The following is a 12,945-nucleotide window of genomic DNA, read 5'->3' on the forward strand; positions in this document are numbered from 1 at the left end:
GGGCCGCTGGACCCCGGCAGGCCATAGGCTGGCTGGCGGAACATCACTCCATTTCTTTCGACCACATCTTTCGCGGCATCCGGAGACAACGGTGCAATTCCACGACTCGATGATCAGCCTCGTCGGCAACACCCCGCTGGTGCGGCTCAACAGCGTGACCAAGGGCATCAGGGCGACCGTCCTGGCCAAGGTGGAGTACTTCAACCCGGGCGGCTCGGTGAAGGACCGCATCGCCCTGCGCATGATCGAGGCCGCCGAGCAGAGCGGCGAGCTGAAGCCCGGCGGCACCATCGTCGAGCCGACCAGCGGCAACACGGGCGTGGGACTCGCCATCGTGGCCCAGCAGAAGGGCTACAAGTGCATCTTCGTCTGCCCGGACAAGGTGTCCACCGACAAGATCAACGTGCTGCGCGCGTACGGGGCCGAGGTGGTCGTGTGCCCCACGGCGGTGGCCCCCGAGCACCCGGACTCCTATTACAACGTCTCTGACCGGCTGGTCCGGGAGACGCCCGGCGCCTGGAAGCCCGACCAGTACTCCAACCCGAACAACCCCCTCTCCCACTACCACTCGACCGGCCCCGAGCTGTGGGAGCAGACGGAGGGGAAGATCACCCACTTCGTCACCGGCGTCGGCACCGGAGGCACCATCTCCGGCACCGGCCGCTACCTGAAGGAGGCCAGCGACGGCCGGGTCAAGGTGATCGGCGCCGACCCCGAGGGCTCGGTGTACTCCGGCGGCTCCGGACGGCCGTACCTGGTCGAGGGCGTCGGTGAGGACTTCTGGCCGACCGCCTACGACCGCACCGTCGCGGACGAGATCGTCGCCGTCTCCGACAAGGACTCCTTCCAGATGACGCGGCGGCTGGCCAAGGAGGAGGGCCTGCTGGTGGGCGGCTCCTGCGGCATGGCGGTCGTCGCCGCGCTGGAGGTCGCCGAGCGGCTCACCGAGGACGACGTGGTGGTCGTGCTGCTGCCGGACAGCGGGCGCGGCTACCTCAGCAAGATCTTCAACGACGAGTGGATGGCCGACTACGGCTTCCTGGAGGACGCCGGTCCCAGCGCCCGCGTCGCCGACGTGCTGGACGACAAGGAGGGCGGCGCCATCCCGTCCCTGGTCCACATGCACCCGGACGAGACGGTCGGCGAGGCCATCGAGGTGCTGCGCGAGTACGGCGTCTCCCAGATGCCGATCGTCAAGCCGGGCGCCGGCCACCCGGACGTGATGGCCGCCGAGGTCGTCGGCTCGGTCGTGGAGCGGGAGCTGCTGGACGCGCTGTTCGCCAAGCGGGCCTCGCTGGAGGACCCGCTGGAGAAGCACATGTCCGCCCCGCTGCCGCAGGTCGGCTCCGGTGAGCCGGTCGCGGACCTGATGGCGGTGCTCGGCCGGGCCGACGCGGCGATCGTGCTCGTCGAGGGCAAGCCGACCGGTGTGGTGAGCCGTCAGGACCTGCTGGCCTTCCTCGCCAAGAGCGGCAAGTGAGCGGCACGTGAGCGGACGGGCCGGGGGCCGGCAGGGCCCCGGCCCGAACTCCGGGTGAACGGCCGGGGCCGAGGCCCGCGCCCGGGCGTCCGTGGGCGGGGTGCCGACTTCGCGGAAGTGGTACGTGCGCGACACGTTCGCGCAGCACACGCTTAACACCGGTCCGCCACAGTGGGGTTGTCGGCAGGGGCCGCGGGAGCGGCTCCCCGCCCCCCTTCCGGCACCGTACGGCGTCATGGACCTCCGGAGCGGCTCCCGGACCTCCCTGGACGCCACGGACGCGCCCGCCCGGCCCTCGGGCCCGGCCCCGCGTCCCTCGCGGGGACCGCCGTCGTCCCGCCCCCCGGCAACGGGGGTGCGGCGGTCCCCGCGCTCGGCTTTCCGCGTGCGGTACGCGCGCTCGGACTCCTTCGAGGGCGGCGAGGGCGAGGAGGACGACGAGGGCGACCGGGGCGGTGGGGGCGGCGGCCCTCAGTCCTCCCGGTCACCGTCCCGTTCGCCGCGCGGCCGGCGCCGGAACAGTCCCGGGTCGGTGCGGGCCAGCTGCACGACGTTGACGCCGACGATGCCGGCCCAGGCGACCAGGAGCCCGGGGAGGTGGGCGGTCCCGGCGCCGATCGCCGACAGGGGGACGGCGAGCACCAGGGAGACGATGCCGAAGCCGAACCTCTCCCCCCAGGAGTCCGTCGCCCTCGGCGAACGGGAGTCCCGGGCCGTCCGCATCCGCTGCTCGGCGAGCTGCCGGCGCATCCGGCGCTCCACCGCGCCGTCGATACGCTGGTCGACCTTCTCCAGGAACGAGTCGACCAGGGCGGACTCGTACTCCTCGCCCAGCTCCCTGCGGGCCTGGAGGGTGGCGTCGAGTTCCTTCTTCAGGTCGGCGTCCCGCGCGTCCATTCCGGTCATACGGCCCACGGTAGGCAGCCGGCGGCCGACCGGCACTGGGGCTAGCCCCCGTTTCCGGCGGGGGGATCGCCGGGCGGGGCGGGCGCCCCCGGCTGTATAACGGTATGCAGGGTTTCCGGACCGTGAATAGGCTGGCCGTGGCGAGGCGACGGAGCGAGGGGGAGCAGGTCATGAGCGGGAGCGCGAGCGACGGCCCGGCCGCGCGGTTGCAGGCGCTCTTCGAGGGGCACCGGCTGACGCCCACGCAGCGGCGCATCGCGCACAGCATGGTGCGCCGGGCCGCCGACGTGCCCTTCCTGTCCAGCGTGGAGCTGGCCGAGCTGGCCGGGGTCAGCCAGCCGTCCGTGACCCGCTTCGCCGTCGCCCTGGGCTTCGACGGCTACCCGGCCCTGCGCCGCCATCTGCGCGAGGTGGCGCCCGCCGAGCCGGTCGCCGAACCGGGCGCGTTCAACGAGTACCAGCAGGCCGTCGAGGCCGAGATCGAGAACCTGCGCCACCTGGCGGCGGCCCTGGCCGACCCGGGGCCGGTGCGGGAGGCGGGGCGGGTGCTCGCCGCGAGCCGGCCGCTCCCGGTCCTCGGGCTGCGGGCCGCGGCCGCGCAGGCGCACGGCTTCGCCTACTTCGCGGCCAAGGTCCATCCGGACGTGCGGCTGCTGAACGAGGGCGGCTCGATGATCCACGACCGGATCGACGCCGCCGTCCGGGCCGGCGCGGGCGCCCTGCTCTGCTTCGCGCTGCCCCGGCATCCCCGCGAGGTCGTCGACACCCTCACCCACGCCAAGGAGGCGGGGCTCACCGTCGTCACGGTCGCCGACTCCGCCTTCGCGCCCGTCGCCAAGGTGTCCGACCTGCTGCTGCCCGCCGCCGTGGGCACCGGGCTCGCGTTCGACACCGCCTGCGCGCCGATGCTGCTCGGGCGGGTGCTGCTGGAGGCGATGTGCGACGACCTGCCGGACGCGCAGGCCAGGCTGGAGGAGTTCGACGCGAAGGCGGCGGCGCGGGGGCTGTTCGTGGAGTGAGGCGCGGGTCGTGGAGTGAGGTGCGGGCGCCGTTCTCAGATTCGTCTCAGGTTCCCGCGCTACCGTGCCGGGGCTCACACTTCGGACGCTGCACGGACGAGAGACGAGAGACGGAGGCGAACGTGGCGCGCGGAGGACTGGGGCTGGCTCGGGTGGCCGTCGTCGTGCGGGCGGGAGCGGCACCCATGGGGTGGCTGGGGGTGCTCGCGGCGGGTGTCGGACTGGTGGTGCCGGGGCTGACCGGACGCCGGATCGGCGTCCTCGCGGGTGCGGCGCTGTTTCTGGTCGCGGCGGCCGTCGTGGCGTCCGTCGGCCGCAAGCGGTACACGGCTCTGGCCCGTTCGGCCGCCCGCGCGGGCAAGCACGACGTGCTCCAGGACCGGGCGGTCACCGCGCGCAACTGGCGCCGGGGGCACCGCTGGTGGCTTCTGCTCGCCTTCCTCGCCGCCCTCGGCAGCGCCTTCGCCGCCCCGGCCGCCGGCGGCATGCTGCTGGCCGGCTGCGGGGCGGGCCTGTGGCTCAAGGCCGCCTGGATCGGCCGCCTGGAACGCACCGAGGACGCCCTGCTGTGGGTCCGCGTCGACTGGCTCGGGCGGGGCGCCGGCCGTCCCGCCGGGAAGACCGTCAAGTCCTACCGCAGCACCGGCATCGCCGCGGGCGACGCGGCACCGGGCGGAGCGAGGAAGAAGACGGCGGCTCTGGTCTGACCGCCGGCCGAGCCACGCTGCCCCCGGGGCGCGCCGGGTCCCAGGGGGCGGTCCGGTCGTGACCGGTGCCGGCACGCCCCCGGGGTGCGCCGCTCCCCATGGGACCCGCACCCTCCTACGGCACCAGGCCGGACGTCAGTGCGTCCACCTGTGCCCCTCCCGCCTCGGCGACGATCTCCTCGACGGACTGGGCCTCGCGGACGACGGCGAACGCGACGCCGCCGGTGCCGTCCGGCGCGAACCCGTACACCCCGGGCCGCGCCAGCGAGTTGTACGCGTAGTGGTGCGCGAAGTAGTACGCCCCCGTGTCCAGCGCCGCCACGTAGTCCCCCTGCTCCACCAGCGGCAGCTCACGCCCCGCCGCCAGCAGATCGCCCGCGAAGCACGCCGGTCCCGCCACGTCCTGCACCACGGCCGGCCCCTCCTTCGGCCGTCCCTTGCCGTCGAACACGGCGATCCTGAGCGGCCACGCCCCCGGCGCGTACACCGTCCGCGTCGCGACCTGCACGCCCGCGTGCGTGACCGCGACCGGACGGCCGCCGGCGCTCTTGGCGTACTCCACCCGCGCCACCACCGTGCCGTGCTTGGCCAGCAGTGACCGCCCGAACTCGGTGACCAGCCCGTACCGCCCGTCGAACAGCCCCGGCACCGCCTCCCGCAGCACGCGCGCGTACTCGGCGTACGTCGGGGTCGTGGCGTCCGAGGCGAAGTTCACCGGCAGGCCGCCGCCGATGTCGAGGGTGTCGATCTGCCGGCGCCCGGCCCGCTCGTTGATCTCCTCGGCCAGCGCGTACGTCTCCCGCACGCCCTCGGCCATCAGCGCCAGCGGTATGCCCTGGGAGCCGGTGTGCGCGTGCAGCCGGGTCAGCCACGGCCGGTCCAGACACGCCCGCACCACCCACTCCCGGGCCCCTGCGTCCCGCAGCGCCACCCCGAACTTCGAGGTCGCCGTCGCCGTCGACAGCGCCTCGATGGAGCCGCCGCCGACCTGGGGGTTCACCCGGATGCCGAGCGGCGAGCGGCTGGGCGCGGACCGCATCAGGGCGTCGATGCGCTCCAGCTCCTGCGGATTGTCCGCGTTGACGGCGATGCCCAGCGCCAGCGCCTGGCGCAGCTCGGCCGGCGTCTTCGCCGGCGAGTCCAGCACCGTGCGCGCCACCGGCACCCCGGCCGCCCGTGCCAGGGCCAGTTCCCCGGGGCTGGCGACCTCCGCGCCGATGCCCTCCTGGTGCAGCAGCCGCACCACCGGCACCAGCGGCGTCGCCTTCACGGCGAAGGCGTGCAGCACCGGCGTCCCCGGCGCCACGACCGCGTCGAACGCCGACCGCAGCGCGGCCGCCGACTCCCGGATGCCGCTCACGTCGAGCAGCCCGACCAGGGGCGCCTCCGGTCCGAGCAGCCCCTGCTCCACCGCCGCCCGCACCGCCTGGTCCCGCCGCTCGGCCCGCTCCCCGCCGGCGCCGCCGTCGTCCTGTCCCATGTGATCCCCCGTCCCGTCGATGCCTGCACCCATGCATCCCAGCCAAACATCCGCGACGCGCCGACGCCGCCCCCACCCCGTATTGACTAGTCTTATTCACAGGGCCAGGATGTGAATAACCGCAGCAACACATCCGTCGGGAGCAAGCCCAGCAGGAGGCACCATGTCCGGACCCCGTCCTGTCCGAGCGCCGCGCGGCACCACGCCGAGCGCCCTGGGATGGCAGCAGGAGGCCGCCCTGCGGATGCTGCAGAACAACCTCGACCCGGAGGTCGCCGAGCACCCCGACAAGCTCGTCGTCTACGGCGGTACCGGCAAGGCCGCCCGTGACTGGCGGTCCTTCGACGCCATGGTCCGCACCCTGAAGACCCTCCGGCAGGACGAGACGATGCTCGTCCAGTCCGGCCGCCCGGTCGGCGTCATGCAGACCCACGAGTGGGCCCCGCGCGTCCTCATCGCCAACTCCAACCTCGTCGGCGACTGGGCCACCTGGGAGGAGTTCCGCCGCCTGGAGGCCCTCGGCCTGACCATGTACGGGCAGATGACGGCCGGCTCCTGGATCTACATCGGCACCCAGGGCATCCTCCAGGGCACCTACGAGACCTTCGCCGCCGTCGCCGCCAAGAAGTTCGGCGGCTCGCTCGCCGGGACCATCACCCTCACCGCCGGCCTCGGCGGCATGGGCGGCGCCCAGCCGCTCGCCGTGACGATGAACGACGGCGTGGCGATCTGCGTCGACTGCGACCCGCGCGCCATCGACCGCCGCATCGAGCACCGCTACCTCGACGTGAAGGCCGACTCCCTCGACCACGCCCTCCGGCTCGCCGTCGAGGCCCGGGACCAGCGCAGGCCGCTGTCCATCGGCGTCCTCGGCAACGCCGCCGAGCTGGTGCCGCAGCTGCTCGCCATGGGCGCCCCCGTCGACATCGTCACCGACCAGACCTCGGCCCACGACCCGCTGTCGTACCTGCCCGTCGGCATCGCCTTCGAGGACATGGCCGACGCCGCCGCCAAGGACCCGGCGGGCTTCACCACCCGCGCCCGCGAGTCCATGGCCCGGCACGTCGAGGCCATGGTCGGCTTCCTCGACGCCGGCGCCGAGGTCTTCGACTACGGCAACTCCATCCGCGGCGAGGCCAAGCTCGCCGGCTACGAGCGTGCCTTCGCCTTCCCCGGCTTCGTGCCCGCCTACATCCGCCCCCTGTTCTGCGAGGGCAAGGGCCCCTTCCGCTGGGCCGCCCTGTCCGGCGACCCGGCCGACATCGCCCGGACCGACAAGGCGATCCTCGACCTCTTCCCCGAGAACGAGTCCCTGGCCCGCTGGATCCGGATGGCCGGCGAGAAGGTCCACTTCCAGGGCCTGCCCGCGCGCATCTGCTGGCTCGGCTACGGCGAGCGTGACAAGGCCGGCGAGCGGTTCAACGACATGGTCGCGAGCGGCGAGCTGTCCGCGCCCGTCGTCATCGGCCGCGACCACCTCGACTGCGGCTCCGTCGCCTCCCCCTACCGCGAGACCGAGGCGATGCTCGACGGCTCCGACGCCATCGCCGACTGGCCGCTGCTCAACGCCATGGTCAACGTGGCCTCCGGCGCCTCCTGGGTCTCCGTCCACCACGGCGGCGGCGTCGGCATGGGCCGCTCGATCCACGCCGGCCAGGTGACGGTCGCCGACGGCACCGCGCTCGCCGGGGAGAAGATCCGCCGGGTGCTGACCAACGACCCCGGCATGGGCGTCATCCGGCACGTGGACGCCGGGTACGACATCGCCGAGTCGGTCGCCGAGCGGCGCGGGGTCCGGGTGCCGATGCACGAGGGCGAGGGCGAGGACGCGGACCGGGGGAGCGACCTGCACGGGAGCGACGTGCGCGAGGGTGACCCGGCGTGAACTTCCACAGCATGTGGGCGGAGCTGCTGCCGATCGGCCGCAGCTCCGCCTCCGGCGGCTACCGGCGCTTCGCCTGGACCGGGGCCGACGCCGACTGCCGGGCCTGGTTCGAGCAGCAGGCCCGCTCCCGCGGCCTCGCCTACGAGACCGACCGCAACGGCAACCAGTGGGCCTGGCTCGGCGACCCCGCGCGGGGCGGTGCCGTGGTCACCGGCTCGCACCTGGACTCCGTGCCCGACGGCGGCGCCTTCGACGGCCCCCTCGGCGTGGTGTCCGCCTTCGCCGCCCTGGACGAACTGCGCGCGAGGGGCGCGCGGTTCACCAAGCCCGTCGGCATCGTCAACTTCGGCGACGAGGAGGGCGCCCGGTTCGGCCTCGCCTGCGTCGGCTCCCGGCTCACCGCCGGGGCGCTCACCGTCGAGCAGGCCCACCGCCTCACCGACGGCGACGGGATCACCCTCCCGCAGGCCATGGAGGCCGCCGGACACGACCCCGAGGCCATCGGCCCCGACCCGGAGCGGCTGAACCGCATCGGCGCCTTCGTCGAACTCCACGTCGAACAGGGCCGCGCCCTGGACCTGTCCGGCGACCCCGTCGGCATCGCCGGCGCCATCTGGCCGCACGGACGCTGGCGGTTCGACTTCCACGGCGAGGCCAACCACGCCGGCACCACCCGCCTCGCCGACCGCCGCGACCCGATGCTGTCCTACGCCGAGACCGCGCTGGCCGCCCGCCGGGAGGCCGAACACGCCGGTGCCGTCGCCACCTTCGGCAAGATCGTCGTCGAGCCGAACGGCGTCAACGCCGTCCCCTCCCTGGTGCGCGGCTGGCTCGACGCCCGCGCCGCCGGGCAGGACGCCCTGGACGCCGTCGTCGCCGGCGTCGAGAAGGCCGCCCGCGTCCACGCCGGCACCCACGGCGTCGCCCTGGACGTCGAACGGGAGTCCTTCACGCCCGTCGTCGAGTTCGACCACGCCCTGCGCGACGAACTGGCCCGCATCCTCGGCAAGGACACCGACCCCGCCCTGCGGGTCCCGGTCCTCGGCACCGGCGCCGGACACGACGCCGGAATCCTGTCCGGACGGATCCCGACCGCCATGCTGTTCGTGCGCAACCCCACCGGCGTCTCGCACTCCCCGGCCGAGTCCGCAACCGAGGACGACTGCCTGGCCGGGGTCGCCGCCCTCGCCGACGTACTGGAAGGACTGGCCTGCACGTGACCGTCACCGAGCGGACCTACTGGCTGGAGAACGCCTGGCTCGGCACCCACGTCGAGCCAGGCGTCGCCCTCACGGTGTCCGACGGCCGCATCACCGCCGTCCGCCGGGACACCCCCGCCCCGCCGCCCGGCGCCGAGGTCCTGCGGGGGCTCACGCTCCCCGGCCTGGCCAACGCCCACAGCCACGCCTTCCACCGCGCCCTGCGCGGCACCGTCCAGGTCGGCTCGGGCACCTTCTGGACCTGGCGCGAGGTCATGTACTCTGTCGCCGACCGGCTGACCCCCGAGACCTATCACCAGCTGGCCCGCGCGGTGTACGCCGAGATGGCCCTCGCCGGGGTCACCGCCGTCGGCGAGTTCCACTACGTCCACCACGCGCCCGGCGGCGTGCCCTACGCCGACCCCAACGCGATGGGCGAGGCGCTGATCGAGGCCGCCGCCGAGGCCGGCATCCGCATCACCCTGCTGGACACCTGCTACCTGTCCGCCGGCTTCGGACAGCTGCCCGACGGCCACCAGCTCCGCTTCTGCGACGGGACGGCCGAGGCCTGGGCGGAACGCTGTGCAGTTCTCAAGGAACGGGATCACGCGCGGATCGGGGCGGCCGTCCACTCGGTGCGGGCCGTGCCCGCCGGCGAGCTGGCGACCGTGGCGCGCTGGGCGGAGGAGCGGCGGGCCCCGCTCCACGTCCACCTGTCCGAGCAGACCGCCGAGAACGACGCCTGCCGCGAGGCGCACGGCTGCACGCCCACCCGTCTGCTCGCCGACCACGGAGTCCTCGGGCCCCGCACCACCGGCGTCCACAACACACACCTCACCGACGAGGACATCGCCCTGATCGGCGGCAGCGGCACCGGCACCTGCATGTGCCCGACCACCGAACGGGACCTCGCCGACGGCATCGGACCCGCCGCCGCCCTCCAGGCCGCCGGCTCACCGCTCAGCCTCGGCTCCGACAGCCACGCCGTCGTCGACCTGCTCGAAGAGGCCCGCGCGATGGAGCTGAACGAGCGGCTGCGCACTCGCACCCGCGGCCACTGGACGGCCGCCGCCCTGCTGCGCGCGGCCGGCGCCGACGGTCACGCCGCCCTCGGCTGGGACGACGCAGGCACCCTCGAGTCCGGGGCCCGCGCCGACCTGACGACCATCGCGCTGGACTCGGTCAGGACCGCCGGGCCGGAGCCGAGGCTCGGCGCCGAGACCGCCGTATTCGCCGCGACGGCAGCGGACGTACGGCACACGATCGTCGCGGGCCGGCACGTCGTACGCGACGGGGCCCACACGCTCGTACCCGACGTGCCGCGGGCGCTGGCCCGGGCCGTCGCAGCCCTGCGGGCGTGACCACCGCCCGACCCCGCCCCCACGAGGACGCCACGGACACCATGAGCAGCACCGTCATCACCAACATCGCCGCGCTGGTCACCAACGACCCCTCCCTCAGCGACTCTTCCCCCCTCGGACTGGTCCGGGACGCGGCCGTCGTCGTCGACGGCGACCGCATCGCGTGGACCGGTGAATCCAGCAAAGCACCCGCCACTGACAATCACGTCGACGCCGGCGGCCGTGCGGTGCTCCCCGGCTTCGTCGACTCCCACTCCCACCTGCTCTTCGCGGGCGACCGGACCGAGGAGTTCAACGCCCGGATGTCCGGCCGCCCCTACAGCGCCGGCGGCATCCGCACCACCGTCGCCGCCACCCGGGCCGCGAGCGACGAGGAACTGGAGGCGAACGTCACCCGTTACCTCCACGAGGCCCTCCGCCAGGGCACCACCACCTTCGAGACCAAGTCCGGCTACGGCCTGACGGTCGCCGACGAGTCCCGCGCCCTGCGCATCGCCGCCCGCCACACCGACGAGGTCTCCTTCCTCGGCGCCCACATCGTCGCCCCCGAGCACGCCGAGGACCCCGCCGCCTACGTCGACCTGGTCACCGGCGAGATGCTCGACGCCTGCGCCCCGCACGCCCGCTGGATCGACGTCTTCTGCGAGAAGGGCGCCTTCGACGGCGACCAGGCCCGCGCGATCCTCACGGCGGGCAGGGCCAGGGGCCTGCACCCGCGCATCCACGCCAACCAGCTCTCCTACGGCCCCGGTGTCCAGCTCGCCGTGGAACTCGACGCCGCCAGCGCCGACCACTGCACCCACCTCACCGACGCCGACGTCGACGCCCTCGCGAACAGCCGGACCGTCGCCACCCTCCTGCCCGGCGCCGAGTTCTCCACCCGCGCCCGGTGGCCCGACGCCCGCCGCCTGCTCGACGCCGGCGCCACGGTCGCCCTGTCCACCGACTGCAACCCCGGCTCGTCCTTCACCTCCTCCGTCCCGTTCTGCATCGCGCTCGCCGTACGGGACATGGGGATGACGCCGGACGAGGCGGTCTGGTCGGCCACCGCGGGCGGCGCCGCGGCCCTGCGCCGCGACGACGTCGGCCGCCTCGTCCCCGGCGCGTACGCCGACCTGACCCTCCTCGACGCCCCCAGCCACGTCCACCTGGCCTACCGCCCGGGCGTGCCGCTGGTGGCCGGCGTGTGGCGACGGGGCGTCCGCGTCGTCTGAGCCGAGCGGCGGCGGGCTTCCGCGTGGTCCGAGCCGAGCGGCGGCGGGCGTCCGCGTGGCCTGACCGGCCGTCAGGAGGGCGCCGTTCAGGCCCCCGCCCGCCAGCGCTGCTCCGGCCGCCCCGACTCCGTCACCAGGACCACCGAGTCACCGCCGCCCGGCGCCACCGCGTGCCCCGGCGCGATGCCCGGACGGATCACTCCGCGTCCGTCCACGGCGAAGCGCAGGTTGGCGCCGTTGCGGCCGTGGACCGAGTCGCACTCCCAGATGCCGACGCCCTTGTCCACGCCGCCGCGGCTGTCCAGGCAGTAGTCGTCGTCGGCGTACGACTGGACCACGCCCCGGCCGGTGTCGACCCGCCACAACTGGGTGCGGGCGGACGTGCACGGCGCCAGCAGGACGTCGTTGCCCTTCCAGAACTCGCCGTCGGCGACGTCCAGGCACCGTCCCGTGGCGACGTTCACCACCTGCGCGTACGTGCCGCCGGGCGGCCGGTGCGACGGGGTGGAGCGGGTGGGGGAGGGCGTCGGGCGTGCCGTGCGCGTCGGTTCCCGGCTCGGCGTCGCCGACCGCGACGGGGCGGCGGACGTCGTCGCGGACGCCGACGGGGTCGTGGGCGGCGCGGAGACCGTGGCCGTCACCGTCACGGGAGGGGGCGGCGGACCGGGCGGCGTGCCGGCCGACCCCGCGGCCCGCGGCGGCGCCGAGGAGCCGCCCTGGGACAGCAGCATGAGCAGCACCGGGGCCAGCGCCACGCCGAGCGCGGCCGAGGCCAGGGCGAACCGCCGGGACGGCGGCCACAGCCGGGGCGTGGCGAGTGAGGCGGCGGCGGGCTCGTCCGCCTCCCGCGCGGCGTACGCCGTACCCGACCAGGGCAGCAGGCCCTCGGCCAGCGCGGTGCGCGGGTCGTCCCGCAGCGCGCACTGCTCCTCGTAGGCGGCCGTGCAGTGCGCGCAGCGCGCCATGTGGGCGTGCAGGTCGGGGCTCTCGCGGGGACTGTCCGGCCGTACCGACTCCTCGATGAGCCGGCGGAAGTCCGTGCAGCGCGGACCGTCGGAGGCGGCCAGCCGGGCGCGCAGACAGGCGTGGGCCAGCTCCTTGAGGGCCGGTCCGGTGCCGTACGTCACGTCCTGCGGGGCGATGCCCAGCAGCGTGGCCGTCCGCTCGGCGGGCTCCCGCTCCGCGACGCCGTACCAGAGCAGGCCCTGCGCCCGGAACGACAGGGTGCGAAACGGCGCGAGCATGGGCGGTACGGGGACGCCGGGGCCCGTCGTGTTCAGCACCAGCAGCAGGTTGGGGTCGAGGCCCGCGGCCCGCTCGTCCGCCGCCCACTCGGCCGCGATCTCCCCGGTCAGCAGCAGGAGCTGGTGCCGCCAGGGGCCGCCGGGGTCGGTGCCGCGCGCGGCATGACGGGCCGCCAGGGTGAAGGCCTGCGCGGCCAGTTGGCGCGCGGTGGACTCACCGGCCGCGCACAGCCGGGCGTAACCGAGGACCGCCGGCTGGTGCCGGGCGCGCAGTTCCTGGAGCGCCGGGTACGCGGTGGGCGTCTCGGCGCGCAGCAGCTCCGTCAGCCGTGCGTCGGACGCGCCCGCGTGCACGCCCTCGACACCCGTCCCGTCCCCGCCGTGCACGCCGTGACCGGCCCCGTCCCCCCGAGCCATCCGTCCGCCTCCTCGCACCACGCGGCGCCGCTG

The 12,945-nt window shown here is 74.7% G+C and carries 10 protein-coding genes; 7 read left to right on the forward strand and 3 right to left on the reverse strand.

The window, feature by feature from the left end; genetic code table 11:
• The first annotated feature begins 91 nt into the window (after nucleotides 1-91).
• Nucleotides 92-1,480: a cystathionine beta-synthase gene (locus ACZ45Q_RS25605; RefSeq protein WP_468265422.1), complete on the forward strand. Its 1,389-nt coding sequence runs from the start codon at nucleotides 92-94 to the stop codon at nucleotides 1,478-1,480.
• A 471-nt stretch (nucleotides 1,481-1,951) separates the two neighbouring features.
• Here ACZ45Q_RS25605 and ACZ45Q_RS25610 read toward each other — a convergent pair whose 3' ends face one another.
• Entirely contained in the window at nucleotides 1,952-2,377 is a 426-nt protein-coding gene (locus ACZ45Q_RS25610; RefSeq protein ID WP_468265526.1) for a hypothetical protein, read from the reverse strand.
• 179 nt (nucleotides 2,378-2,556) lie between these two features.
• On the opposite strand from ACZ45Q_RS25610, the gene ACZ45Q_RS25615 reads away from it, so the two are divergent.
• Nucleotides 2,557-3,405: a MurR/RpiR family transcriptional regulator gene (locus ACZ45Q_RS25615; RefSeq protein ID WP_468265424.1), complete on the forward strand. Its 849-nt coding sequence runs from the start codon at nucleotides 2,557-2,559 to the stop codon at nucleotides 3,403-3,405.
• Between the two features lie 122 nt (nucleotides 3,406-3,527).
• Nucleotides 3,528-4,112 carry a hypothetical protein gene (locus ACZ45Q_RS25620; protein WP_468265426.1) on the forward strand — a complete coding sequence of 195 codons (585 nt, stop codon included), beginning with the start codon at nucleotides 3,528-3,530 and terminating at the stop codon, nucleotides 4,110-4,112.
• 115 nt (nucleotides 4,113-4,227) lie between these two features.
• Here the strand turns inward: ACZ45Q_RS25620 and ACZ45Q_RS25625 are convergent, their stop codons facing one another.
• Nucleotides 4,228-5,592 carry a type III PLP-dependent enzyme domain-containing protein gene (locus ACZ45Q_RS25625; protein ID WP_468265428.1) on the reverse strand — a complete coding sequence of 455 codons (1,365 nt, stop codon included), beginning with the start codon at nucleotides 5,590-5,592 and terminating at the stop codon, nucleotides 4,228-4,230.
• A 163-nt stretch (nucleotides 5,593-5,755) separates the two neighbouring features.
• Between ACZ45Q_RS25625 and hutU the strand changes: the two genes are divergently transcribed.
• From hutU to hutI, 4 genes are read left to right on the forward strand one after another with little or no spacing between them, the layout of a single operon-like run.
• A complete protein-coding gene (hutU, locus tag ACZ45Q_RS25630; RefSeq protein WP_468265430.1) occupies nucleotides 5,756-7,477 on the forward strand; it encodes a urocanate hydratase in 1,722 nt (573 codons plus the stop codon).
• Nucleotides 7,474-8,697, forward strand: a complete 1,224-nt coding sequence (locus tag ACZ45Q_RS25635; protein WP_468265432.1) for an allantoate amidohydrolase — start codon at nucleotides 7,474-7,476, stop codon at nucleotides 8,695-8,697. Before hutU ends, ACZ45Q_RS25635 begins: the two co-directional genes overlap by 4 nt.
• A complete protein-coding gene (locus tag ACZ45Q_RS25640) occupies nucleotides 8,694-10,037 on the forward strand; it encodes a formimidoylglutamate deiminase (RefSeq protein ID WP_468265434.1) in 1,344 nt (447 codons plus the stop codon). Before ACZ45Q_RS25635 ends, ACZ45Q_RS25640 begins: the two co-directional genes overlap by 4 nt.
• 41 nt (nucleotides 10,038-10,078) lie before the next feature.
• The gene (hutI, locus tag ACZ45Q_RS25645; RefSeq protein ID WP_468265436.1) at nucleotides 10,079-11,251 is read left to right on the forward strand and encodes an imidazolonepropionase; all 1,173 of its coding nucleotides are present in this window, start codon (nucleotides 10,079-10,081) and stop codon (nucleotides 11,249-11,251) included.
• A gap of 86 nt (nucleotides 11,252-11,337) precedes the next feature.
• Here hutI and ACZ45Q_RS25650 read toward each other — a convergent pair whose 3' ends face one another.
• A complete protein-coding gene (locus tag ACZ45Q_RS25650) occupies nucleotides 11,338-12,912 on the reverse strand; it encodes an RICIN domain-containing protein (protein WP_468265438.1) in 1,575 nt (524 codons plus the stop codon).
• Nucleotides 12,913-12,945: the final 33 nt, after the last annotated feature.

This window comes from Streptomyces sp. NPDC031049 (genome assembly GCF_055571015.1).

What these genes read in the sequence shown, in the direction of transcription:
- ACZ45Q_RS25610 (WP_468265526.1), bottom strand. Translation starts at nt 2,377, where the DNA reads ATGGACGCGCGGGACGCCGACCTGAAGAAGGAACTCGACGCCACCCTC.
- ACZ45Q_RS25615 (WP_468265424.1), top strand. Translation starts at nt 2,557, where the DNA reads ATGAGCGGGAGCGCGAGCGACGGCCCGGCCGCGCGGTTGCAGGCGCTC.
- ACZ45Q_RS25625 (WP_468265428.1), bottom strand. Translation starts at nt 5,592, where the DNA reads ATGGGACAGGACGACGGCGGCGCCGGCGGGGAGCGGGCCGAGCGGCGG.
- hutI (WP_468265436.1), top strand. Translation starts at nt 10,079, where the DNA reads ATGAGCAGCACCGTCATCACCAACATCGCCGCGCTGGTCACCAACGAC.
- ACZ45Q_RS25650 (WP_468265438.1), bottom strand. Translation starts at nt 12,912, where the DNA reads ATGGCTCGGGGGGACGGGGCCGGTCACGGCGTGCACGGCGGGGACGGG.
- hutU (WP_468265430.1), top strand. Translation starts at nt 5,756, where the DNA reads ATGTCCGGACCCCGTCCTGTCCGAGCGCCGCGCGGCACCACGCCGAGC.